Genomic DNA, 24094 nt, shown 5'->3' with positions numbered 1-24094 from the left:
ACCTTCTCACGCTAGAACATTAGTCGAAAAAACAACTCGTTCAGGCGTAACAAGGTCCTTCGCAGAGCTCAGGATGACACTTGTGTTTTTACGCCTGTCTCTACTTAGGCTTACCAGCAGCTTTCGTTGCGGCAGGTTTTTTGGCCGCCGGCTTTTTAGCGGCGGGTTTCTTGGCGGCGGCCTTTTTCACCGGCGTATCGGTCTTTTCGCTGGCGGCCGGAGCGGCTTTCTTGGCAAAGCGGCCGCCTTTGGCGGGCTTGTCGGGGGTAGCCTCTGCCAGCTCCAGGCAGCGTTCCAGCGTCAGATCCGCCGGCTCTTCGCCCTTCGGAATCTTTACATTTTTCTTGCCCACCACAATGTAGGGACCGAAGCGGCCATTGAGAACCTGCACGTCTTCGCGGCCGGGGAACTCCTTAATCAGGCGTTCCGCGTCGGTTTTGCGCTTGTTTTCAATGAGAGCTACGGCTTCGTCGGCAGTGATGGTGTGCGGATCCTGCTCCTTAGTGAGGGAGTAGAACTTGCTGTCGTGGCGGATGTACGGACCAAAGCGGCCGAGGGCGGCCGTCATGTCCTTGTCCTCAAACTGCCCCACGTTGCGCGGCAGCTTAAACAGCTCCAAGGCATCTTCCAGCGTGATATTCTCGATAAACTGGCCTTTGCGCAGGCTGGCGTACACGGCCTTTTCACCCTCCGGTGCACCTTCTTTGGGCTCAATCTGCACGTAAGGCCCAAAGCGGCCCAGGCGGGCCGTCAGCTTCTGGCCGGTTTCCGGGTGCAGGCCGATAACGCGGGTAGAGCCCAGCGTGCTGCGCTCAATATCCTGGCCGCGCTCCACGGTTTCGTGGAAAGTGCCATAGAACCCGGCAATCATCTTTTCCCACTGCTCATGGCCGTTGGCAATCTGGTCGAATTCGTCTTCCACCTTGGCCGTAAACTTATAGTCTACAATCACGGGGAAATGCTCCACCAGAAAGTCGTTTACCACCATGGCCGTATCCGTGGGGAACAGCTTGGCTTTGTCGGCCCCGTAGGTTTCCGTTTTCACTTCGGTTTTTACCGTGTCGCCATCCAGCGTCAGCACATGGAACTTGCGCTCCTTGCCCTCCCGGGTGTCTTTTTCCACGTAGCCGCGCTTCTGAATGGTGCTGATAGTAGGGGCATAGGTAGAAGGACGACCAATGCCCATTTCCTCCAGTTTTTTCACCAGCGAAGCTTCCGTGTAGCGGGCAGTCGGCGAAGCGTAGCGCTCCGTAGCGCGCAGCTGCTGCAGCGGCAGCACCTGGCCCACTGAAATTGGCGGCAAACCGCGTGAAAACGACGACTCGCCATCCTGCTCATCCTCGTCCTTCGACTCACTGTACGCCTTCAGAAAGCCCTCAAACGTAATGACTTCGCCGGTAGCCGTGAGCGTAACGCCCGGCTGCGTGCTGATGCCAATGGTGGCTACGGTACGCTCCACGGTGGCATCGGCCATCTGAGAAGCCATAGCCCGTTTGCGGATCAAATCATACAGGCGCTGCTCCGCCGAATCGGAGCCGGCCTTGGCCAGCGCAAAATCCGTGGGGCGAATGGCTTCGTGGGCTTCCTGCGCGGAGGCGGATTTAGTCTTAAACTGACGGGTGTGCGCATATTCAGTACCGTAGGCCCGCGTAATCTCCTCCTTGGCCGCTGCTATGGCGTCCTGCGAGAGGTTCAGAGAGTCGGTACGCATGTAGCTGATTCTACCTGCTTCATACAGCTTCTGGGCCACGCTCATGGTCTGCGCTACCGAGAAGCCCAGCTTGCGCGAGGCTTCCTGCTGCAGGGTAGAAGTGGTAAACGGTGGCGCCGGTGTGCGTTTGCCCGGCTTCTTCTCCAGGTTCTCAATGCGGTAGGCGGCGCCAACGCAGCGCGCCAGGAAGGCCTCGGCCTCTTCGCGGGTTTTGTAGCGGGTGGGCAGCTCGGCCTCCAATACGGCGCCCTGGCCGGCATCAAATTTGGCTACTACGCGGTAGGCCGAAGAGGTTTTGAACTGGTTGATTTCCCGTTCCCGCTCCACCACCAGTCGCACGGCCACACTTTGCACACGGCCCGCTGAAAGGCCGGCTTTCACCTTTTTCCAGAGCACCGGGCTCAACTCAAAGCCTACCAGGCGGTCCAGCACGCGGCGGGCCTGCTGGGCATTTACCAGATTCAGGTCGATTTCCCGGGGATTGGCAATGGCGTTGAGAATGGCATTTTTCGTGATTTCACGGAAAACAATGCGCTTGGTCTTGGCCTCCGTCAGGTTCAGCGTCTCGGAAAGATGCCAGGAAATGGCTTCGCCCTCCCGGTCATCGTCACTTGCTAACCACACCATTTCGGCTTCCTTGGCTAGCTTTTTCAGCTGGGAGATGATTTCCCGCTTATCAGGTGAGACTACGTAGGTGGGTTTGAAGCCGTTGGCAATATCAATAGCATTATTGTCCTTGGGCAGGTCGCGGACGTGCCCAAAGCTGGATTTGACGATAAAGTCCTTGCCCAAGTACCCTTCAATGGTTTTGGCTTTGGCAGGAGACTCTACTATGACTAGGTTCTTAACCATATGATGTAAAAGCAGGGCGGGATGCTGGGCGTGTTTCGGTAGAGAAACGAGAAGCAGCGCAAAGGAGTTGAATTTTGCCGCAAAGATGCTGGAATATTCCGGTCTTATTTTTAAAGCTCTATATAAAACAGGAGTGATAGCAATACACCAGTACGGGGTACTAGGTTCTTAAACGCTGATAAATAGGGCAGAAGCCTTTAAAACAGATCAGCAGAAAAGAAAAAGAAAGGAGCCGCCAGTAATCAGCAGTAGAGTATTACTTCTTAGTTGTTAACTTTGTCAGTACTGCGCTTAGCTTTTAGCCGCACAGTAACCTTTGCATCGCCTATTTTTATCTGGCTCGCTACCACCCGCTCCTTTATGGCATCCGGCAAAAATTCACGTTCCTCTTCTACTACGGCAAGCCCCGCGCAGCCTGCCGCCGCTGACCAGGCAACGGCAGCTGTCACCACCCGTCGGGGTGGTGCCCCAGCTTCCTCCGAACCTATTGTTCAGCTCAGTACCCCTGGGAGCAACAGTACCCGCAAGCGCGGGGTTGCCCGCGGCATTACCGATGAGCAGGATCCGGAGTACGTTAACGAGCAGCTGAACCGCGTGCTCTACGCCCTCGATGCCTTTAAGAAAGGGGACGTATCGGTACGCCTGACCAAGCAGAACGACGACATCTTCGCCGAAATTGCCGAAGCCTACAACTCCATGGTGGAGATGATTGGCGGGGTAGGAGGCGAGGTATCGCGCATTTCCAAGGTGGCCGGGGTGGAAGGCAACCTGAAGGCGCGGGCCTCGGCTGAGAATGCCGCCGGTTTCTGGCGCGACATGATCAACAATATCAACGGCCTGGTGGATAGCATTGCCGTGCCGGTATTGGAAGTAGGCAAAGTACTGAAGAACATCAGCAAGGGGAATCTGGATGAGTCCTTCCAGATTCCAGTGTCGGGTGACTTCAAGGTGATGGCCGAAACCATCAACAAAACCATCGACAACCTGAACGTATTCGCGGGGGAAGTAACCCGGGTGGCGCAGGAAGTAGGTACGGAAGGAAAGCTGGGTGGCCAGGCCTCCGTACCAAACGTGGGTGGTATCTGGAAAGAGCTGACAGACAACGTAAACAACATGGCCTCGAACCTGACCTCTCAGGTACGAGATATTGCCAACGTAGCAACCGCCGTGGCAAAGGGTGACCTCACCCAGAAGATTACGGTAGATGTAAAGGGGGAACTGCTGCAACTGAAGCAGAACCTGAACCAAATGGTGGACTCGCTCAACCTCTTCGCCGGCGAGGTAACTCGTGTGGCACAGGAGGTAGGTACTGAGGGTAAACTGGGCGGTCAGGCCAGCGTGCCAAACGTAGGCGGGGTTTGGAAGGACCTCACCGACAACGTAAACAACATGGCCAGCAACCTGACTTCTCAGGTGCGGGACATTGCCAACGTAGCAACCGCCGTAGCAAAAGGCGACTTGTCGCAGAAAATCACCGTTGACGTTAAAGGGGAGCTTCTCCAACTGAAGCAGAACCTGAACCAGATGGTGGACTCGCTCAACCTGTTTGCCGGCGAAGTAACCCGCGTGGCGCAGGAGGTAGGTACGGAAGGACGCCTTGGTGGTCAGGCCGTGGTACCGAATGTAGGCGGCGTATGGAAAGAGCTGACGGACAACGTAAATAACATGGCCAGCAACCTGACTTCTCAGGTGCGAGATATTGCCAACGTAGCTACTGCGGTAGCCCGCGGCGACCTAAGCCAGAAGATTACGGTAGATGTAAAGGGCGAGCTTCTGCAACTGAAGCAGAACCTGAACCAAATGGTGGACTCGCTCAACCTCTTCGCCGGCGAGGTAACTCGTGTGGCACTGGAAGTAGGGGCCGAAGGAAAACTGGGTGGTCAGGCATCGGTGCCCAACGTGGCCGGGGTTTGGAAGGAGCTGACAGACAATGTAAACTACATGGCCTCGAACTTAACGAGCCAGGTACGGGACATTGCCAACGTGGCAACGGCCGTAGCCCGCGGTGACTTGAGCCAGAAGATGACGGTGAACGTGAAGGGCGAAATCCTGGAGCTCAAGAATATCTTGAACCAGATGGTGGACTCCCTGAACATCTTCGCCGGCGAGGTAACTCGTGTGGCAAGGGAAGTTGGTACGGAAGGAAAGCTGGGCGGCCAGGCCAACGTGCCCCGCGTAGGTGGTACCTGGAAAGAGCTGACGGACAACGTAAACACGATGGCCTCCAACCTGACCTCTCAGGTACGAGACATTGCTAACGTAGCAACCGCGGTAGCAAAGGGTGACCTGACCCAGAAAATCACGGTAGATGTAAAAGGCGAGCTGCTGGATCTGAAGAACATTCTGAACCAGATGGTGGACTCCCTGAACATCTTCGCTGGCGAGGTAACTCGTGTGGCAAGGGAAGTAGGTACCGAGGGTATTCTGGGCGGTCAGGCCAACGTGCCAAACGTTTCGGGTACTTGGAAGGACTTGACCGACAACGTAAATACAATGGCCAGCAACCTGACCTCTCAGGTGCGGGACATTGCTAACGTGGCAACCGCGGTAGCCCGCGGTGACTTGTCGCAGAAAATCAAAGTAGATGTAAAAGGCGAGCTGCTCCAGTTGAAGGAAAACCTCAACCAGATGGTGGACTCCCTGAACACGTTCGGTGACGAAGTAACCCGCGTGGCCCGCGAAGTAGGCACCGAGGGTAAACTGGGTGGCCAGGCCGTAGTACCTAACGTACGCGGTACCTGGAAAGACCTCACCGACAACGTAAATACCATGGCCGCCTCGCTTACCTCTCAGGTACGGGACATTGCCAACGTAACCACCGCGGTAGCCCGCGGCGACCTAAGCCAGAAAGTTTCGGTAGATGTTAAAGGCGAGCTGCTCGACCTGAAAGACAACATCAACCGAATGGTGGACTCCCTGAACATCTTCGCCGGCGAGGTAACCCGTGTGGCGCAGGAAGTAGGAACGGAAGGCCGCCTCGGTGGCCAGGCCAATGTGCCAAGCGTAAGCGGCGTTTGGAAAGACCTCACCGACAACGTAAACACCATGGCCTCCAACCTGACCACTCAGGTACGGGGCATTGTGAAAGTAGTAACGGCGGTATCCAAAGGTGACTTGACCCAAAAGCTGACTCTGGAAGCCAAAGGCGAAGTGGCCGAGCTAGCCGACACCATTAACCGAATGGTGGATGACCTGAACCGACTGGCAGTAGAAGTTAGCCGCGTGGCCAAAGTGGCCGGTGTGGAAGGCAAGCTGACAGAACGGGCTACGGTAGGCGGCGTATCGGGCAGCTGGAAAGAACTGGTAGACACGCTCAACGCCCTGCTGGAATCCATTGCCTCACCGGTACTGGAAGTATCGCGCGTGGTGCGAGCCATCTCGGAAGGTGACCTGACCCAGCGCGTGGAAGTACCCACCGCCGGCGACATCCTGGCCATGTCCGACGCTCTTAACCTTGCCGTTGAAAACCTGAACGAGCTGCTGGGCGAAATCAACGATTCCTCGCTGGTAGTAGGAACTTCCTCGGAAGAAATGGCCGGTAAAGGTCAGGAAATGAGCCGGGTTACGGTTGATGTGGCTTTGGCCATGCAGCAGATGGCAGAAGGTGCTCAGAACCAGGCATTGAAAACAGACCAAGCCTTTAAGCTGATTGAAGAAATCATGCAGGCCACCAAGGAAACGGCCGGCAAAGCTGACGTGGTAAACAAATCGGCTATCCTGGGTGAGCAAACCTCGCAGCTGGGTCTGAAAACGGTGGCCGAGGTGGTAAAGAACATGGAGGAAATCTCCAACGCGGCTGCGCAAACGGCCCGTACCATTGAAGTACTGAGTACCCGTTCGGGAGAAATCAGCAAGTCGCTGGGTGTTATCACGGACATTGCCTCGCAAACCAACCTGCTGGCACTGAACGCGGCCATCGAAGCAGCCCGTGCCGGGGAAGCCGGCCGTGGTTTTGCCGTAGTAGCCGAAGAAATCCGGAAACTGGCCGAAGGCTCCCGCAAATCGGCCAACGAAATTGCCACGCTGGTAGAGGATGTTAAGAAAGACACCATCTCTGCCGCAACCGCTATTTCAACCATGGAAGGCCGGGTACTGAAAGGCAAGAACGCTACGTTTGAAGCATCCAGCGCCTTTAAGAACATTGCCACTTCCAGCGGTGAAACGCTGCGCACCTCCCGCGACATTCTCACAGCTACCGAGATTCAGAAAACCTCGATTGGCGACGTAGTAAAGTACGTAGAGGAAGTAGTAGCCATTGCCGAGCAAACGGCATCTGGTACGCAGCAAGTGGCTGGCACTGCCAAGCAGCTGTCGTCTTCCATGCAGGAGCTCACGGCTTCCAGCCAGAAGCTGACCGACATTGCGGATGACCTGCAGGTAGGTCTGTCGGCCTTCCAGCTGATTGAGTACGTGGAGCCTGAGCCCGCCCCGGTACTGCGCCGCACCGTTCGTCGGATTGAACAGCCCGTTGCCAAAGTAGAAGCTCCGGTGCGCACACGCCACATGGCGCGCGCTACGGCTCCGGTACCTGCTCCGGCCACGGTGAAGCGGGAGCGGACAGCCGCCCGGCCCCGGCCGGAGGCACCGGCCCCCGCAGCTCCACGGCAGGCCGTGGTAAAAGCCGAGCCTTCCAATAATGGCAAGGCAAAAGCAGCAGCGGCCAAGGAGGCCAAAGCAGCTCCCGCTCAGGCAGGCAAAGGCAAAAAATCAACGTCTAAATAAACCCGGATTCCTACGCTGCGCCTCTCATACGGCGGCAGCGTAGGTTTTCCTGTTTTCAGCTATGGTTCAAACAGAAAGCAGCGGCGAACGGAAGCCCATTGTGCAGGAAGCACTGGTGCAGCTGATTGTTTTCCGCCTAGGCACCGAGGAGTACGGCGTACGCATTGAGCAGGTGAAGGAGGTAACCATTACCCCGGATATTGCGCGCATGCCCAAAACCCCGGCCTTCGTGAAAGGCATTGCCAATCTGCGCGGCGACATCATTGCTATTATTGACCTGGAAGAGCGTTTTGGCCTGCGCCGGGGCAAAGGTGACCTCAGCACGGGTATTACCTACACACTGGCCATCGAAGCCCACGACTATACCATTGGTATTGTGGTGCGCGAGGTGCCCCAGCCGCTTTCCTTGCCGGTTTCTGCCATAGAGCGGGCCCCGGAGTTCCTGCAGGACAGCAACATTCAGGAGAAGTATATCGAGGGAATTGCCCGATTCGACAACCGCATCATTATTGTACTGGACATGATGAAGCTGCTGACCCCATCGGAAATCATGCAATTAAACCCCCGGGCGGAATCTTCTACCGCACGCAGCCGTACCTAGGCCTACACGTTTTCCGCCCATTTCATTTTCTGACCGACTTACCCCAACTATATGAAAAACCGCATCCTCATCGTGGACGACTCGTTCTACATGCGCACGATGCTTAAGAATATGCTTACCGACGCCGGTTACGACGTGGTAGGCGAGGCAGCCAACGGCCAGCAAGCGCTGGAAATGGCCGCCGCCACCCGCCCTGACCTCATCACGCTGGACGTTATCCTGCCAGATAATACCGGTCTGGATGTGCTGAAAGGCATTCGGCAGGAGCAGCCCAACGTGCGCATTGTAATGTGCAGCGCCGTGGGCCAGGAGGTGATTGTAAACGAAGCGCTGGAAAGCGGCGCCGTGGCTTACATTGTGAAGCCCTTCTCCGAGGAAAAAGTACTGGAAATTGTAGGCACCATGCTGCAGCAGGCTGATAGCGAAGCTGAAACTGCCGCCGATGCTCCGGCATCCGACGCTACGGACACCGCCGCATCCGATACTTCGTCTGAGTCTACACCCCAGGCGTAGTCTTTTTCTTCTGGCCACGCATAGCCGTGGCGCAGCTTTCGCTTATTCCTCTCTTTTTTTCGTGTCCCGTATCACCGAACCTTTAGCTATTCTGCTCGGCGAACTTCCTGGCCTTACCCGGCTGGCGTTGGCAAAGCTGTTGGCTGCTACCCCCCACGTGCGGGTAGTAGGCTCAGCGCTGAGTGGCGAGGATCTGGTGCGGAAAGCCCGCGCCCTCCGGCCGGATCTGGTTATTGCCGGGGAATCTGTTTTGCCGGGTCTGGACCAGCTGGCCACCCACAGCCCCGTACCGGTGCTGCTGTATGCCAATGCGGTTCCATTGCCTAGTCTGATGCGGGAAGCAGCCCGCTGGGGCGTGTATGATTATCTGACTCCGTTGCTGCCCGAAGACCACCCGCTGGCGGCTGCGCAGCACTCAGAGCTACGGCGCAAAGTGCAGATGATACGCCCCAAACAGCTAATATCCCGCCTCGGGAAAACGGCCACTTCCATCTTTGCTCCCCCGCGGGGAATCATTGTTCTGGGAGGCTCCACAGGGGGCGCCAGCGCCGTAGAGAGAGTAGTACGAGGCCTCACACCCAATCTGAAGCAAGCTGTCCTGGTAGCTGTGCACCTGCCGGCGCAGTTCACAAACTCGTTTGTAGAGCGCCTGCGTCGCATTTCTCCCTTGCCCGTTGACGCTGCCTGCGCCGGCTCCCGGCTGGAAGCCGGCCGGATTCTGGTGGCGCCCGGTGGGCACAATATGGTGGTGCAGCCGGTAACGGGCGGCCCCTGGCTGGCCTGGCAAATGGAGTTTGCCGCCGATTCAGCCACTACTTCCGATGTTCCTTCCGTTGATATGCTCATGTCCTCGGCGGCCCGCGCCATGGGGCGCAAGGTAATAGGCGTAGTCCTGAGTGGGCTGGGGCGCGACGGAGCGTTGGGGGCGCAAACGGTGCAGCAGCATGGCGGTATGGTTATCGCGCAGGATGAATCCTCGGCTGCTGTTTTCAGTATGCCGAAGGCTGTAATCCAGGGTGGATTTGCCTCGCAGGTGCTGCCGGTACACGAAATTTCCGACTTTATCAGCCGCTATTTGTCGCCGGTAGTTACGCCGCGTCCTAGCCGGTATTCCTTATCTCAGGCCACCAACTTATGAGGTCACGCGAGCAGGAGTACCGCGAAATATTTATGGCTGAGGCGCTCGAATACTACGACGCCATGAGCCGCCACATCAGTGAGCTGGAGAAAAACCCGCAAAGCGAACAGGCGCTGAACGAGTTGTTCCGCCTGATGCACAACCTAAAGGCCAATGCCCGCGCCATGGGCTTTATGGATCTGGGGGAAGTGGCTCACCAGATGGAAACCATCTTTGGGTTGATCCGGAGCAGGGAAAAGGAGTTTTCCGGCTCTATCACCAACGTATTGTTCTCCGGCATTGATACCATTGGGGCCATGGTTCGCGCTATCGGCGAAAACCAAGAACTGCCCAATGCCGAGACGCTGCTGGATAACCTGGACCGCCTGGTACGCGGGGAGGCGCCTATCCTCACCGATGAAGACATAGCCGTTGATGACTCCCGCAAGCTGGAGCTGTCTGACCTCGTCTATATCCAGATAAAAAAGCTTGATCACCTGCTGAACCTGGTAGGGGAGCTGATTATTGACCGGGACCGAATCTTTACGCTGGGGCAGGAAATTGGTAATCCGGCCCTGCAATCGGCAGCGGCGCACCTGTTCCGCATCGCCGATGAACTGCAGTACAGCGTAATGGATGCCCGCCTGGTAAACGTCGGCTCGCTGTTCAACAAGTTTCCCCGCGTGGTGCGCGACGTGGCTACCACCGAGCATAAGGAAGTCAACCTGAGCATCAGCGGCCAGGACATCCAGATTGACCGCAACATTCTGCAGATCATCACGGACTCCTTGCTGCACCTGGTGCGCAACGCCATTGGGCACGGCATTGAAACGCCGGAGGAGCGCACCAAGGCCGGTAAGCCCCCCATGGGCGAGCTAGCCTTGGAAGCGGCCATTGAGCGCGACGACGTGCTGATTCAGGTGCGCGACGACGGCCGGGGTATTGATGTAGAAAAAGTAAGAAGCAAAGCCGTTTCGCGCGGGTTGATTAACGCCCAGACCGCGGCCTCTCTAAGTGCCCCGGCGGTGCGCGCGCTGCTTTTTGAGCCCGGTTTTTCCATGGCCGAGGAAGTAACCGAAATATCCGGCCGGGGCGTGGGCCTAGATGTGGTTAAACTGGCCATCGACTCGATGGGCGGGCAATTGCGCGTCGATTCTGAGTTGGGCAAAGGCACCACGTTTACCCTGGTGCTGCCTACTTCCATTGCCGTGAAAGGAGCTTTGCTCTTTGAACTGGAAGAACGCAGCTACGCGCTGCTGCTCATGCACATTGACTCCGTTGTATCGCTCTGGCCTGAGGAACTCCACGTAGTGGGAGGGATGCTGCTGGCCGAGGTGCAGGGCGAAAACGTGCCGGTAGTGAGCCTGCGCCAACTGCTGCATGGGGGGGATGAAAACCTGCCCGCCGCCGATACGGAAGAGCTCATCGGACGGCAGGATATCATCATCGTCAACTACAACAACCGCCGGCTGGGCCTTATCGTCGACCGGTTTTTGCGCCAGCAAAACATTGTGATTAAACCCATGACGCAACCCCTCGATACAATTGATTTGTTTGGGGGAGTTACGCTGCTGGGTAACGGGCAGGTATGCCTTGTGTTAGATGTTCCGGCACTAACGCGGGTATTCCTGGCTAAACGACCTTAACCTACGTATTGCAGATGCCGCTGCCCTTATATCAGGGCAATGGTTAACCGAATGATAGTATGGAGTTGCACATGACGGAACTGGAGCGAGATATCATCCGTGAGATTCTCAACATCGGCCTGGCTCGGGCGGCAGATTCGTTTGCCGTAATTGCCCAGGAGAAAGTACTCTTGGAGGTGCCCAACCTGGATTTGATGCCGTTGGAGAGTATGGTGGATCTGGTACGCAAGTATGAGAACACGCATAAAATCATCCAGTCCGACATTCGGGGGGATTTTCATGGTACTACGCTGATGCTCTTCTCGGGGCAGCATGTGCAGCGGCTGTCAAAAGTCTGTCTTCGTCTGGATGTTCCGGAATCAGTGGAGGTGGATGCCATGCAGGAATCGTTGTTGCTGGAGATGAGTAACATCATCACGGGGGCACTGGTAACGCAGCTGGCCAATATTCTGAAGGCCAATGTGTACGGCGCGCCGCCGGTTTCCCCCAGCGGGGATATTGCCAATTCCCTGCAAGGCCTCATTATTCACAATCCGGGCTGGAAGCCGCTCATCTTCTCCGTTATTACGCAGTTCTCGGACCAGAATAACTCCGTAGAGCTGCCCCTGATGCTGTTTTTTGACCGCGACACCTTCGTCAAGATTCTCGAAATCATTCGCACTTATAATTTCCTGGGCGGCCCCAACCCGACGGAGTAAACGTCTGCCGGGGTCGTTGTACACACGTTTTTCCCTCCTATGTCTACATCCGCTCTCGATAAAAAACTGGCCAGCTTCGACCCCAATGGGGTAGGTGATGCTTCCGGCGGCATTTTTGGTTTGCCCTTCACCCTGGAAGAAGCCCAACTGGTAATAGTGCCCGTGCCGTGGGAAGTTACGGTATCGTACCAGGCGGGTACGGCGCAGGGCCCGGCCGCCATCCGCGACGCCTCCATGCAGGTGGATCTGTATGATCTGGACGTAGCAGACGCCTGGCGTCTGGGCATTGCCATGGAGGATGAAGATGCCTCTTGGGCGCAGCAAAGCAATGAGCTTCGGGTGCAGGCTGCCGATTACATCAGCTGGCTGGAAGAAGGCCAGCCGGCCGCCGACGCCGCCAGGCACGCCAGTGTGCAAACCAAGGTAACCGCCAAAGGCAAGGAACTGCGGGACTGGCTCAAGCAAAAAACCGGCGCTTATCTGGATGCGGGCAAAGCTGTAGTTGTGCTTGGCGGCGACCACAGCACCCCACTGGGCTACATGCACGCGCTGGCCGAGCGCCACGAGGAGTTCGGTATTCTGCAGATTGATGCCCACTGCGACCTGCGCCCCGCCTACGAAGGCTTTGAGTACTCGCACGCCTCCATCATGTACAATGCCCTGAACCTGCCCCAGGTGAAGAAGCTGGTGCAGGTAGGCATCCGCGACCTGTGTCAGCAGGAAGCCGACCTGATTGCGCAGTCCGGGGGCCGGGTGGTGATGTTCCATCATCGTTTCCTGCGCGACGAGATGTACGCCAAAAAATCCTGGAAGAAGATGTGCGGCAAAATTATTGCCCAGCTGCCCCAGAAGGTGTATCTGAGCTTTGATATTGATGGTCTCGACCCCAAGCTGTGCCCCGGCACCGGTACGCCCGTGCCCGGCGGCCTGGAGTTTGAGGAAGCCCTGTACCTGATCCGGACCATTGTGCGCTCCGGCCGCACCATCATTGGCTGCGACCTGAACGAGGTAGCGCCTGGCGAAACTGACTGGGATGGCAACGTGGGTGCCCGTCTGCTGTATCAGATGTGCAACTGGATGGCCGTTTCGCAGGGCTTGCTGAAAGCAACCGGTATGCCGTCATAAGCTGATATTCCCCGATAAATAAAAAGACCTGTTCCGGCACCCGGAGCAGGTCTTTTTATTTAGGGATACTGCCTCCGGGAATAACCCAAACCGGGCGGAAAGAGTACATTAGCCCGGCGCTATATCCCGCGCTGGTATTCTACCCTCTCTCCACATTTTAACCTTTAAGCATATGGGCTTTATACTCAAGTTCTTGCTGACTGCTATTATCACCTACGTGCTGGCCAGGTTCCTGCCCGGGGCGCATCTGGCGGGTTTCTCTGATGCTATTCTGCTGGTACTGGTGCTGGCCGTATTGAACGCGGTGGTGAAGCCCATTCTCAAGATTCTGGGCTTTCCTATCACCATTATCACCCTGGGCCTGTTCCTGCTGGTTATCAACGCCGTTATCGTACTGTTGGCCGACTGGATTCTGCCCGGCTTTAAGGTAGATGGCTTCCTGTCAGCCTTACTGTTCAGCGTGGTGCTGTCGCTGGTAACGGCTGTTATTGATATGGTCATTGACTAAGGAAGAATCCTCGCAAATGCCGAAGTGGCGCCTAACTCCATTTGAGTTAGGCGCCACTTCAGTTTTTACTACTATCCATTTAGCCATGCCTTGCGGCGGTGCCAAAGCCAGAAGCCAATAGAGCCAAATACCCATAACGGCCAAATCGTAACCAAGCCTACCAGGAGGGAGGCGAGCAATTGCCAACCACCATAAAAAGCTTCCACCACCCGGCTGCTCCAGGAAACCACCGGTGCATCCGGAATAGTCTCCGCAATGGGTTGATAGAGACTTACCGTGATGGTGGAATACGCTACGGCATCATTTAGGGCTTTCAGGCGACTTTCCGTTGCTTCTATCTCTTCCCGCACCTCACTGATTTTCTCTTCAACTTGCAGTACTTCCTTGATGCTCTTTACATTGGCTAAAAGACCAACGTATCGGGCTTCAACGGCCCGCTTGGTTCGTAAGCGCGCGGCTATATCAGCATGTTCGGCTGTTACGTCATCAGTGTTTAACTTTTTCTCTTCCACGGTACCCAGCTTACAAATAGTAGCCAGTAGAGCCTGAAAGCGGGCAGGCTCCACCCGAATCGTCATGTCGGTGCGCCATTGCCCGTTCTCGCGGTTTTCGGTGGCCGCACTTACAAAACCGCCTGTCTGTACGAGACTATCCAGCCGTGCAGTGGCCTGACGCAGATTATCCGTTTTTACTCGTACTTCTGCGTGGTAAACCAGTAGCTGGGCCGTTGGGGCAACGGCCATTTCGGGTTTTAAAGGAGTGGCCTCAGCGCTTTCGCTCTTGCTATTTTCCTCTGCGCTAAACCCGTCTGCAGATGTACTGGTGGGGGTATTGTCTGCTGCCCCCGACTCATTGCTTTCTTGCTCGCTGCAACTGGCGCATAGCAAGACCAATCCTAGAAAAACATTCAGGTGAAGTTTCATGACCGTAAGGATTAAGTGAAAATCTGGCTGCGCAGCCGCTTCCCTTTATGCCAATGTAAGGCTACGGTAACCCATAGGCACAAAAAAACACCCGGCGTGAACCGGGCGCTTTTTTATGGCTAGTGAGTAAAACCAGCTGAATCTTCTCTATTGTATTGAGCTTACAGGCGGCGAATCTGGGCGCCCAGTGCCTGCAGGCGCTCATCAATGTACTGATAGCCGCGGTCAATCTGCTCCACGTTTTCAATTACGCTGCGGCCATCGGCGGAAAGCGCCGCAATGAGCAGCGCTACCCCGGCCCGGATATCCGGCGAGGTCATGGTGATGCCGCGCAGCTTGGTGCGCTGGTCCAGCCCGATAACGGTGGCGCGGTGCGGGTCGCAGAGAATAATCTGGGCCCCCATGTCAATGAGCTTGTCTACGAAGAACAGGCGGGACTCAAACATCTTCTGGTGAATGAGCACGGTGCCCTGGGCCTGGGTGGCCACTACCAGCACAATGCTGAGCAGATCGGGCGTGAAGCCGGGCCAGGTGTGGTCGGAAACCGTCAGAATGCTGCCATCCAGGTAAGTGGCAATTTCATAGTGGGCCTGCGCCGGAATATGAATATCGTCGCCGCGGAATTCCATTTGAATGCCCAGCTTGCGGAAGGTGTCGGGGATAAGGCCCAACTCCGCAATCTGACAGTCTTTAATCGTGATTTCGGAGCCCGTCATGGCGGCCAAGCCGATGAAAGAGCCGATTTCAATCATATCGGGAAGCATGCGGTGCTCGGTGCCACCCAGGCTTTCCACGCCTTCCACGGTCAGCAGGTTGGAGCAGATGCCGTTGATTTTAGCGCCCATGCGCACCAGCATTTTGCAAAGCTGCTGCAGATACGGCTCACAGGCCGCATTGTAGATGGTGGTAACGCCTTCAGCCAGTACGGCCGCCATGACAATATTGGCGGTGCCCGTTACCGAGGCTTCATCCAACAGCATGTGGGTGCCGCGCAGGCCGTTTTCGGCCGTAATGCGGTAGAAGTCGTGGCCATCCATGGTGAGCTTGCCGCCCAGCTTCTCCAGGCCCAGGAAGTGCGTATCCATGGGCCGGCGGCCAATTTTGTCGCCGCCTGGCTTAGGCAGCTGGCACTTGCCAAAGCGCGCCAGCATAGGACCCAGAATCATAACCGAACCACGCAGGGCGCGGCCCTGGGCCACAAATTCCGCAGAATTCAGGTAGTCCACGTTTACCGCATCCGCCTGGAAGCGGTACGTGTCGGGGGCCAGCTGCTCCACTTTCACGCCCATATCGCGCAGCAGCTCAATGAGCTTGTTGACGTCGCGGATGTTGGGAATGTTGGAAATGGTGACGGGCTCCGCCGTGAGCAGAACAGCACAAAGTATTTGCAGTGCTTCGTTTTTTGCGCCCTGTGGCACAATTTCACCCTTCAGCGGTTTCCCGCCGATTACTTCAAAAGAGGCCATAAAAAAAGACGGCTACTAGCTGTCAGCAGGAAGCCGCAAGCTGTTGGTAATAGGAATTAGAGAGGTAAGCCAGCGCTTACGGTAAAATTACTGTGGGGGCTGCTGAGGCTCCTGGCGGTTTTTCTTGCCGCCCCGGCGCTGCTTGTCGCGGCGGTTATTGTTGCCTCCGCCACCGGAGCCACGGCGCATTTCGCGGTCCGGCCGCTCTTGCCGCTCTTGGCGGGGCTGGGGTACAATGAAAGGGGCCGGGCGGCCACTGGTGGCCATTTCAAACAGATTCTGGGATTCTACCTGCGCGGCATCCAGCTCCAGCTTGCCGCCGGAAAGGTCTTTCAGGTGCTTCAGGATGGTGATATCCTTGGCGTTTTCCTTGTTATGGGTGCGGTACAGGAACTTCATGGTGCGGCCAATGGTAATGGCTGCCTGTTCCCGCTCGGTGGCATCTTCCAACGACATGGCCTTCTCAATCATCTGCTCCACGGCGCGGCCATAGGCTTTCAGCTTGGGCGCCTGCCGCGGATAGGGCAGGGGCTTGGGCTCCTTCATCAACTGGCTGAGGCCATGCAGTGGGAAAGGCGCGTCAATGTCCAGATCCTCATCCGCCATTTCGTAGAGGTGGTTCCACACCTTCTGCTGGGCATCGGGCTGGTCGCGGAGGGCGGGCTGCAGGCGGAAAATGAGCTGCACAATCTGATGGGCGCGTTTTGTGCGCTCGTCACGGTCGACAATGTCGCGCAGGCCCTGCACCAGTTGAAAGGTGCTTTGGCCGTATTCGCGCTGCAGCAGCTCGTGTTTATGAAGAGAAGGTAATGCCATAGGGGGTAATGCGAGGCCAAAAATACAATGGCTGATCTGATTAATTAGGTATGCCGGGTAAATGCCGCCGCGAAAAACAGCAGGTTTTTAAAAACAAAAACAACCTGTCATTCCGAGCAGCGCGAGGAATCTGAATTCCCGGAAAGGAATCAATAGCCAGATTCCTCGCGCTGCTCGGAATGACAGATTCTATACAAGCGCTTTGGTTATTTACAAAGAGCTGCAACTTACGCTTTCCGGCGACGAAGGGCTACATCAGCTAGCCCAGTACCCGCAATTTCGCAAAACTCAGCAATAACGTTTTCTCGCCTACTTCTTCAAAGTGGATAATGGCCTTGGTAGAGCCGGCCTGGGTTTCCAGCTGGGTTACCTTGCCAAAGCCAAACTTAGGATGCTCCACGCGCTGCCCGGTTTGCAGGTTGCTGGTATCCGAGGGCTGAAAATCAGAAGGCGCTACGTACTTGGTGGCTACGGTTTTGCGTGGGGCCGGCGGAATCAGGTTGCTGCGACGCTCAAACACGTGCCCGAAGGGGGAGTCGCCCGCGCCGGGGCCGGAACCCGGTCCCGCTGAGAACTTGAAGTCCACGTACTGCGGGTCGATTTCGTCCAGAAAGCGGCTTTTCTCGCAGCTGCGCAGGTTGCCCCACTGGTAGCGGGAGGTAGCGTAGCTCAGCGTCAGCTTTTTCTCGGCCCGCGTAATAGCCACGTAGAACAAGCGGCGCTCTTCTTCCAGATCAGCCCGCGAGGTAATCATCATCTGGCTGGGGAAGAGGTTTTCCTCCATGCCTACGATGTAGACGTTGCGAAACTCCAGGCCCTTGGCCGAGTGAATCGTCATCAGCGTCACGGATTCGCCTTCGTCCTTGGCGTCTTTCAGGTCGGAGTCCGTTACCAGGGCAATGTCCTGCAGGAAGGCGCCCAGGGTCTTGTCCTCGCGCTCGGCATCCTCAGTGTACGCCTTGATACCGTTCAGTAGTTCCTGAATGTTCTCGTAGCGGGAGAGGCCTTCAATGCTCTTATCGGCATACAACTCCTCAATCATGCCCGAGTTCTTGGCAATGAACTTGGCCGCCTCAAAAGCATCTTCCTTGCCTGCCACGGCCGTGTAGCTCTTGATTTTCTCGGCGAAGTCTACCACCGGGTTAGACACGCGGGTGGGCAGGAACTGGTCGGCGTTGGCTACCACTTCCCAGATGGTGTGGTTGGACTCCTCGGCCGCGTTAATCAGCTTGCTGATTGTGGTATCCCCGATGCCGCGCTTGGGGTAGTTAATCACGCGGCGCAGGGCCTGCTCATCATTCGGGTTTACCGTGAGGCGCAGATAGGCTACCAAATCCTTGATTTCCTTGCGCTGGTAGAAGCTCAGACCCCCAATGATTTTGTACTTGATGTTGAGCTTGCGCAGGGCTTCTTCCATGGCCCGGCTCTGGGCGTTGGTGCGGTACAGAATGGCAAAGTCATCGAAGGAAAGATGCTGGTTCATCTTGTCCTCGTAGATGCTGTTGGCCACCAGCTTGCCTTCTTCGTTGTCGGAAGCGGCTTTCAGTACCTCAATCAGCGGGCCTTCCTCGTTGTCGGAGAAAACGTCTTTGCGCAGCTGGGCCTGGTTGTTTTTGATGACGGAGTTGGCCGCCTTAACAATGTTCTTGGTAGAGCGGTAGTTCTGCTCCAGCTTGAACACCTGCAGCTCCGGGTAGTCTTTCTCGAAGTTGAGGATGTTCTGAATATCGGCGCCCCGGAAGGCGTAGATGCTCTGCGCATCATCACCCACCACGCAAATATTCCGGTCTTTGGCGGCCAGCTTGCGCGTGATGAGGTACTGGGAATAGTTGGTGTCCTGGTACTCGTCCACCATCACATACTTAAAGATGTGCTGGTACTTGTTGAGTACATCCGGATGGTCTTTGAACAGCACATTGGTGTTGAACAGCAGATCATCGAAGTCCATAGCGCCGGCCTTGAAGCAGCGCTGCTGGTATTGCTGGTAGATAGCGCCAATCTTGGGCCGCAAAGCTGCCTCGTCGTCCTGCCGGATAACGGGGTCATTCACGTACTGATTGACGGAAATGAGCTTGTTTTTGGCGGCAGAAATGCGCCCCAGCACCATGGCGGGCTTGTAAAGCTTATCGTCCAGCTCCAGTTCTTTCACAATCTGGCCCAGCAGGGTTTTGGAGTCCTGCGTGTCATAGATAGTGAAGGAGCGGGGGAAGCCGATTTTGTCAGCCTCGGAGCGCAGAATACGGGCGAAGATGCTGTGGAAGGTACCCATCCACACGTTTTTCGCTTCCGGGCCTACCACCTTCTCAATACGGGCGCGCATTTCTTTGGCGGCCTTGTTGGTGAAGGTGAGGGCCAGGATATTAAACGGATCCACGCCTTTTTCCAGCAGGTGTGCTATGCGGTAAGTCAGCACCCGCGTTTTGCCGGAGCCCGCACCGGCTATAATCATGCAAGGGCCTTCGGTGTGGAGCACCGCCGCCGCCTGCGACTGATTCAGTAATTTATGATAATCTAGTGCCATTCGGTAAACTAAGCGTGTTGGCTTATTAGCAAAGGTACGGCTTTCGGTTGGGGCTAGGAAACACCTTATCTTTGCAATTCGTTTTTCTCGCAGTGGTTTGCGGAGAGTAGTGCAAGGAGGTTGCAGTGCTGTTCTACAACGGAAGCACTGGGAGCCATTGTCAGGCAACAACCATGATTATCATTCAGAATACCGTCATTTCCGATGACGTTCGGGACAACTTCTTTGTCTGCAACCTGGAGGCCTGCAAAGGTGCCTGCTGCGTGGAGGGCGACCTGGGCGCGCCCCTGGAAGAAAGGGAGTTAAAGATTCTCGAAACCGAATACGAAGCCATCAAGCCCTTCCTTACCGATGCCGGCCGCGCCGCCATTGAGCAGCAGGGCCTTTACATCAAAGACTGGGAAGGCGACTACAGCACCACCACCATCAACGACCGGGAGTGTGCCTACGCGCTGTACGATGAGCGCGGCATTCTGAAGTGCGGCATTGAGCAGGCCTACCTGGCTGGCGCTACCTCGTTCAAAAAGCCCATCAGCTGCCACCTATACCCCATCCGCATCAGCAAGTATGATGGGTTCGAGGCCCTGAACTATGACCGGTGGGGCATCTGTAATCCGGCGTGCTCGTTCGGGGCCAACCTGGGGGTGCGTGTGTATCAGTTTCTGAAAGATCCACTGATCCGCAAATACGGCGAGGACTGGTACGCGGAGCTGGTGCAGGAAATCGAGAACCCGACGCCTGAGGCATCTTAAGAATAAAAAGGCCAGCTATATAGCTGGCCTTTTTATTCTTAAGTAAAACTGAACGTCATGCTGAGCGGAGTCGAAGCATCTCGCTAGTGTGGTAAATAGTTTGATTACTACCCCAACATCAGCACGCGAGATGTCTCGACTGCGCTCGACATGACGGGCTATTTCCCAACAACGTCAGCACGCGAGATGCTTCGACTCCGCTCAGCATGACGTCCCGTGTTAGTTAACGTTCCGTGTTAAGCTGACTAAAGATATCAGCCCGGCAGCTTCCTCGCATGCGCTGGTTTGTCGGGCTTCCTGATACGATTAATGGTGATGATGGCCGGAATCGGGCTTGCCGAACAGGTTGAGCAGGGAGCCGGCCACATACAGCACCAGCCAGCAGATATACAGCCAGTTGAAGCCTTCCAGAGTGCGGTGCACGAAAAAATGGAGAATCAGGTGGGCCGCCAGCGTCATGATCAGGCCGGTTACGGCTATAAACTGGTAGCTGTTGAGGGCGCTGGGGCGGTAAAGCTTGGAGAAATCCACGTGCGGAAAAATAAGTAGTTAGAAGGGTAACGTAGGGCGGCACCCCCGAAGTTCGGGGTGGGGTGGCAGTCCGGGTTGGCTGGCCCGCGCGGGCGTTGGCAGACACCAAAGGTAGCAGGCCACCCGGGCTGGTCCTCAACTCAGGGGGGCAGAATGCGTAGGAAACAGAGAAGCATTCATTCTCAACCGCACAGCAGTATGGCTACCGAAGATAAAAATCCAGAAAACAACACCCGAAAAAACGAACAGTTGGAAAACGAGCGGGACTACAAAGCCGACCAAAGCAACGGTAAAGTAGTAGGCGACCCCTCCGCCCGGCGCCACGTAGGCGCCCGCGGCTATTCCCAGCGCTCCGACCAGAAAGACCAGCTGGAAAACCTGCACATTGGCGGCGACGAAACCCACCCCGCTGGCGGCAACGAGCACGAAAACGCCGGCGAAACGGCCTCGGGTCCCGGTTTTCAGAAAGAAGGCAGCGTAGATATGGGCAACCCCATCCGTACCCGCGACCAGGATTTTGGCGAAGATGCCCCCAGCGGCCCGGCCCGCCCGGCCCACGATTAGCCTAAATAAGTACCTAAAAAACGTCCGGCTCACATCTGAGCCGGACGTTTTTGTTTGGGCGGCTGCCAGAGGTTGACCCCGATGCCTGGAATAGGATAAGTTCGTTATAACCGCCAAAAACAGCGTACGCACCGGCGCAGAACGGGCTACAAGAGTGCCGATAATTGTCAGTGAATTTTCGCAACGCTTAAAATGGCACTGTTTCCGCTCAAAAGAAGGGATGTCAGGGTTTTAAGAGCCTGATGCTAGGATTTTACCTGTATAAGCGAATATATTTAGGGAGCCGTTTCCCCAGCTACTTTCCATTAGCACCGGCGGCGCCCCTTCTCTTTGCTTTACAAACTCACCACCTAACCTCTTGCTACTTTTCTTATGAGCACAGATCCAAACGCATACGACTCTGATAACTCGGAATCTTCCTGGGAAGCAGAAGAAAAATCATTGTCGGCGGGGAATACCCGGCTGGCCATTATTGTAGGCGCTATAGTCCTGTTGGGCGGATTTGGTTATGCCATGATGCCGGGCGGAAAAGCCAGCAATGGCGCTACTTCCATGATGAGCTCCGTCATGCTGGATGGCGAAGCCACCGTGACCGGAGCGGCCGCCAAACCAGAAGTAGCTCCTGCTACAGAAGAAGAAACGGCCAAAGCCGATGCTGCTGAAGCTGCCGCTACCAAAGCCGCCACGGCTACTCCGGCTGCTGCGGCTGCCAAGCGCGCCACGCCGGCCGCTACCGCTAATGCCGCTATTGCGCCCATTGCGGCCACGTCCGTAACGGCACCGGTAGAAGCTGCCCCAGCTCCGGCCCCTGCCGTAGTAGCCGAAGCCCCCTCCACCACCAACCTGACCGGCCGCGTGCTGGACGAGGAAGGACAGCCGCTGGCCGGCGCCACCATCTTCCTGAAAGGCTCCCGCAAAATTGCCAGCGCCGATGCCAATGGCAACTATACCATTGAAGTACCCACGGGCGAAAACACCCTCACTTACGGCTACGGCGGCTACCAGGACCAGGTAATGCGCGTGCGCACCGGCCAGTCCGGCAACGTAACGCTGCTGCCCAAGGAAGGCACCCGCCGCCGCAAGCGCTAAACCATGGAGAAACGATACGCCTGAATACAAAAAAGGGCTGCAGATACTCTGCAGCCCTTTTTTATGTGCTTCCGGTAAGCCGGTGAAGGCGCTAGGCCGACCTGGCGAAGCGGCGGCCAAACAGAAAGTAAACCGGGATGCCCAGTGCCACCAGCAGCAGGCCGTAGCGCGAGTACTCGGCCGTATCAGGGGCCAGCAGCAGGATAATGCAGAAGGTAGAGGCCAGCAGCACGTAAATGCCGGGTACCACCGGGTAACCCCAGGCGCGGTAAGGGCGCGGCGCCTCGGGGCGGGTGCGGCGCAGCACGAAAATCCCGATGATGGTGATGACGTAAAACAGGATAACCGAGAACATCACGTAGTTCAGCAGCTGCCCGTAAGAGCCGCTCAGGCAGAGCAGGCTGGCCCAGAGGCACTGCACCCACAAGGCGCGGGCCGGTACGCCGGCCGCGTTCAGGCGGGCCAGACCGGAGAAGAACAAACCATCCTTGGCCATGGCGTAGTAAGCGCGGGCACCGCTTAGAATGATGCCGTTGTTGGCGCCAAAGGTGCTGAGCATGATAAGTACCGCCATAACAATGGCTCCGGCCGGGCCCAGCACGTGCTCGGCTACGGCCGTGGCCACCCGGTCATCGGTGGCGTACTGAATGCCGCGGCCGGCCAGGGTGGTGGCATCCGGCGAGCCTACCAAGGGCAGGGACAGCAGATACACCACGTTTACCAGAATGTAGAGAGCCGTAACAATAGCAGTACCGATGGCCATGCTGCGCACCAGAGTGCGCTCGGGGTTCACAATTTCCTCGCCCGCAAAACCAATGTTGTTCCAGGAGTCAGAGGAGAACAGGGAGCCGGTCATGGCCATGCCAATGGCGATAACCAGGCCGGTCATGTCCAGGGGCAGGGGGGCGGCTGATACACCGGGGGCGGGGTAGCGCATGGCCGTCCACATATCGGTGAAGTTGGCCTGCACGGCTTCGGCGTTGAGACCCAGAGTGATGCCCCCGATGATGAGCAGCGCCAGGGCAATGAGCTTGGTAGAGCCCAACACGTTCTGAATGAGCTTGCCGGTGCGCACGCCTTGGGCGTTGAGGGCCGTAATGGCTATAATGAGTATGATGGCCAGCAGCTGCACGCTGCTGAAGGCAAACGGGCCGATGTTGAACAGCACATTCTTCACACTGAACCAGGGCACCAGCACGCCGGTAAACTTGGCAAAGGCCACGGCCACGGCGGCAATTACGCCGGTCTGAATCACGAGAAACAACGTCCAGCCGTACAGGAAGGCCGTGAGGCGCCCGAAAGCTTCCCGCAGATACACGTACTGCCCGCCCACTTTCGGGAACATGGAGGCCAGCTCGCCGTAGCTCACGGCGCCAGCCAGGGTAATAACGCCGGTAATCAGCCACACCACCAGCAGCCACCCCGCCGAGCCCACCTGCCGGGCAATATCCGCGGAAACAATGAAAATGCCGGAGCCAATCATGCTGCCGGTTACAATCATTATGGCATCAAAAAGCGTGATGGCGCGCTGAAACTGTCCTTGTTGTTCTTCGGGCATAAAGGAGGAGAGTAGAAGTTTGGCCGGAAGATAGGAGGGAAATAGGATAGAAAGTGAGGATGGGGCATAATGAAGCATCAGCACGTGCCAAACCTTGCTATCAAGGAAGCCGTGCTATGCTTTTTCCAGGAGAGTTTGGGGTGGATGCTTACAGGTTGCAAGAGCGGTAGCTATGCAGCAGAGTATTCTGCGCATCCGACAGAGGGCTGTGTAACCAGCGACATGACGCTGTTAGGAAAACAGAACGTCATGTCGAGCATAGCCGAGACATCTCGCGTGGGGTCGTTGTAGTGCTACTGTCATGCTGAGCTTGCCGAAGCATCTCTCCCGCTTCGCCTGTCATCCTGAGCAACGCGAAGGACCTTCTCACGAAAGAACGAG

General features: G+C 56.5%; 18 protein-coding genes. 11 read left to right on the top strand and 7 right to left on the bottom strand.

The features are described 5' to 3' along the window. Positions 1-100: 100 nt before the first annotated feature. Positions 101-2563 (bottom strand): type I DNA topoisomerase, encoded by a 2463-nt coding sequence (gene topA, locus AM218_RS07575; protein WP_054413302.1) that lies wholly within the window; start codon positions 2561-2563, stop codon positions 101-103. Positions 2564-2923: 360 nt separating this feature from the next. Here topA and AM218_RS07570 point away from each other — a divergent pair, with 360 nt between their 5' ends. From AM218_RS07570 to AM218_RS07535, 8 genes are all read left to right on the top strand, one after another. Then, positions 2924-7285 carry a methyl-accepting chemotaxis protein gene (locus AM218_RS07570; protein WP_231717570.1) on the top strand — a complete coding sequence of 1454 codons (4362 nt, stop codon included), beginning with the start codon at positions 2924-2926 and terminating at the stop codon, positions 7283-7285. Positions 7286-7346: 61 nt separating this feature from the next. Further along, on the top strand, positions 7347-7886 hold the full coding sequence (locus tag AM218_RS07565; protein ID WP_054413301.1) for a chemotaxis protein CheW: 540 nt from the start codon (positions 7347-7349) through the stop codon (positions 7884-7886). Positions 7887-7937: 51 nt separating this feature from the next. Then, a complete protein-coding gene (locus AM218_RS07560; RefSeq protein ID WP_231717569.1) occupies positions 7938-8399 on the top strand; it encodes a response regulator in 462 nt (153 codons plus the stop codon). 61 nt (positions 8400-8460) lie between these two features. Next, positions 8461-9537: a chemotaxis protein CheB gene (locus AM218_RS07555; RefSeq protein WP_197274036.1), complete on the top strand. Its 1077-nt coding sequence runs from the start codon at positions 8461-8463 to the stop codon at positions 9535-9537. Next, positions 9534-11162 carry a chemotaxis protein CheA gene (locus AM218_RS07550; RefSeq protein ID WP_054413299.1) on the top strand — a complete coding sequence of 543 codons (1629 nt, stop codon included), beginning with the start codon at positions 9534-9536 and terminating at the stop codon, positions 11160-11162. Before AM218_RS07555 ends, AM218_RS07550 begins: the two co-directional genes overlap by 4 nt. A 59-nt stretch (positions 11163-11221) precedes the next feature. After that, complete coding sequence (locus AM218_RS07545) at positions 11222-11860, top strand: chemotaxis protein CheC (protein WP_231717567.1); 639 nt, start codon at positions 11222-11224, stop codon at positions 11858-11860. A 39-nt stretch (positions 11861-11899) separates the two neighbouring features. Then, positions 11900-12985, top strand: coding sequence for an agmatinase family protein (locus tag AM218_RS07540; RefSeq protein WP_054413298.1), 1086 nt, complete (start codon positions 11900-11902; stop codon positions 12983-12985). A gap of 172 nt (positions 12986-13157) precedes the next feature. Then, positions 13158-13493: a phage holin family protein gene (locus tag AM218_RS07535; protein WP_054413297.1), complete on the top strand. Its 336-nt coding sequence runs from the start codon at positions 13158-13160 to the stop codon at positions 13491-13493. 71 nt (positions 13494-13564) lie between these two features. On the opposite strand, the gene AM218_RS07530 is transcribed toward AM218_RS07535, so the two are convergent. The 4 genes from AM218_RS07530 to AM218_RS07515 form a co-directional block, all read right to left on the bottom strand. Beyond that, positions 13565-14416 carry a DUF4349 domain-containing protein gene (locus AM218_RS07530; RefSeq protein WP_054413296.1) on the bottom strand — a complete coding sequence of 284 codons (852 nt, stop codon included), beginning with the start codon at positions 14414-14416 and terminating at the stop codon, positions 13565-13567. A 161-nt stretch (positions 14417-14577) separates the two neighbouring features. Next, the gene (gene murA, locus AM218_RS07525) at positions 14578-15882 is read right to left on the bottom strand and encodes a UDP-N-acetylglucosamine 1-carboxyvinyltransferase (protein WP_054413295.1); all 1305 of its coding nucleotides are present in this window, start codon (positions 15880-15882) and stop codon (positions 14578-14580) included. Positions 15883-15969: 87 nt separating this feature from the next. Then, positions 15970-16698 carry a DUF4290 domain-containing protein gene (locus AM218_RS07520; protein ID WP_054413294.1) on the bottom strand — a complete coding sequence of 243 codons (729 nt, stop codon included), beginning with the start codon at positions 16696-16698 and terminating at the stop codon, positions 15970-15972. Positions 16699-16957: 259 nt separating this feature from the next. Then, complete coding sequence (locus AM218_RS07515) at positions 16958-19219, bottom strand: ATP-dependent helicase (protein WP_054413293.1); 2262 nt, start codon at positions 19217-19219, stop codon at positions 16958-16960. A gap of 173 nt (positions 19220-19392) precedes the next feature. Between AM218_RS07515 and AM218_RS07510 the strand changes: the two genes are divergently transcribed. Further along, positions 19393-19971 carry a DUF3109 family protein gene (locus AM218_RS07510; protein WP_054413292.1) on the top strand — a complete coding sequence of 193 codons (579 nt, stop codon included), beginning with the start codon at positions 19393-19395 and terminating at the stop codon, positions 19969-19971. Between the two features lie 306 nt (positions 19972-20277). Here the strand turns inward: AM218_RS07510 and AM218_RS07505 are convergent, their stop codons facing one another. Beyond that, positions 20278-20502 carry a hypothetical protein gene (locus AM218_RS07505; RefSeq protein WP_054413291.1) on the bottom strand — a complete coding sequence of 75 codons (225 nt, stop codon included), beginning with the start codon at positions 20500-20502 and terminating at the stop codon, positions 20278-20280. Positions 20503-20700: 198 nt separating this feature from the next. Here AM218_RS07505 and AM218_RS07500 point away from each other — a divergent pair, with 198 nt between their 5' ends. Next, complete coding sequence (locus AM218_RS07500) at positions 20701-21066, top strand: hypothetical protein (RefSeq protein WP_054413290.1); 366 nt, start codon at positions 20701-20703, stop codon at positions 21064-21066. 372 nt (positions 21067-21438) lie between these two features. Next, complete coding sequence (locus AM218_RS07495) at positions 21439-22155, top strand: carboxypeptidase-like regulatory domain-containing protein (RefSeq protein WP_157547571.1); 717 nt, start codon at positions 21439-21441, stop codon at positions 22153-22155. Between the two features lie 91 nt (positions 22156-22246). Here AM218_RS07495 and AM218_RS07490 read toward each other — a convergent pair whose 3' ends face one another. After that, positions 22247-23713 carry an APC family permease gene (locus AM218_RS07490; RefSeq protein WP_054413288.1) on the bottom strand — a complete coding sequence of 489 codons (1467 nt, stop codon included), beginning with the start codon at positions 23711-23713 and terminating at the stop codon, positions 22247-22249. Positions 23714-24094 lie beyond the last annotated feature (381 nt).

It is taken from the genome of Hymenobacter sp. DG25A, from assembly GCF_001280305.1.
Taxonomy (GTDB): Bacteria; Bacteroidota; Bacteroidia; order Cytophagales; family Hymenobacteraceae; genus Hymenobacter.
Note: the sequence above shows the minus strand (reverse complement) of the source record. Positions and strands in the feature narration are given on the sequence as shown.

Excerpts from the sequence above, each read along its gene's own strand:
- AM218_RS07570 (WP_231717570.1), top strand. The coding sequence starts at position 2,924 with ATGGCATCCGGCAAAAATTCACGTTCCTCTTCTACTACGGCAAGCCCC.
- AM218_RS07530 (WP_054413296.1), bottom strand. The coding sequence starts at position 14,416 with ATGAAACTTCACCTGAATGTTTTTCTAGGATTGGTCTTGCTATGCGCC.
- murA (WP_054413295.1), bottom strand. The coding sequence starts at position 15,882 with ATGGCCTCTTTTGAAGTAATCGGCGGGAAACCGCTGAAGGGTGAAATT.
- AM218_RS07515 (WP_054413293.1), bottom strand. The coding sequence starts at position 19,219 with ATGGCACTAGATTATCATAAATTACTGAATCAGTCGCAGGCGGCGGCG.
- AM218_RS07495 (WP_157547571.1), top strand. The coding sequence starts at position 21,439 with ATGAGCACAGATCCAAACGCATACGACTCTGATAACTCGGAATCTTCC.
- AM218_RS07540 (WP_054413298.1), top strand. The coding sequence starts at position 11,900 with ATGTCTACATCCGCTCTCGATAAAAAACTGGCCAGCTTCGACCCCAAT.
- AM218_RS07500 (WP_054413290.1), top strand. The coding sequence starts at position 20,701 with ATGGCTACCGAAGATAAAAATCCAGAAAACAACACCCGAAAAAACGAA.
- AM218_RS07560 (WP_231717569.1), top strand. The coding sequence starts at position 7,938 with ATGAAAAACCGCATCCTCATCGTGGACGACTCGTTCTACATGCGCACG.
- AM218_RS07545 (WP_231717567.1), top strand. The coding sequence starts at position 11,222 with ATGGAGTTGCACATGACGGAACTGGAGCGAGATATCATCCGTGAGATT.
- AM218_RS07520 (WP_054413294.1), bottom strand. The coding sequence starts at position 16,698 with ATGGCATTACCTTCTCTTCATAAACACGAGCTGCTGCAGCGCGAATAC.
- topA (WP_054413302.1), bottom strand. The coding sequence starts at position 2,563 with ATGGTTAAGAACCTAGTCATAGTAGAGTCTCCTGCCAAAGCCAAAACC.
- AM218_RS07535 (WP_054413297.1), top strand. The coding sequence starts at position 13,158 with ATGGGCTTTATACTCAAGTTCTTGCTGACTGCTATTATCACCTACGTG.
- AM218_RS07490 (WP_054413288.1), bottom strand. The coding sequence starts at position 23,713 with ATGCCCGAAGAACAACAAGGACAGTTTCAGCGCGCCATCACGCTTTTT.
- AM218_RS07510 (WP_054413292.1), top strand. The coding sequence starts at position 19,393 with ATGATTATCATTCAGAATACCGTCATTTCCGATGACGTTCGGGACAAC.
- AM218_RS07565 (WP_054413301.1), top strand. The coding sequence starts at position 7,347 with ATGGTTCAAACAGAAAGCAGCGGCGAACGGAAGCCCATTGTGCAGGAA.
- AM218_RS07550 (WP_054413299.1), top strand. The coding sequence starts at position 9,534 with ATGAGGTCACGCGAGCAGGAGTACCGCGAAATATTTATGGCTGAGGCG.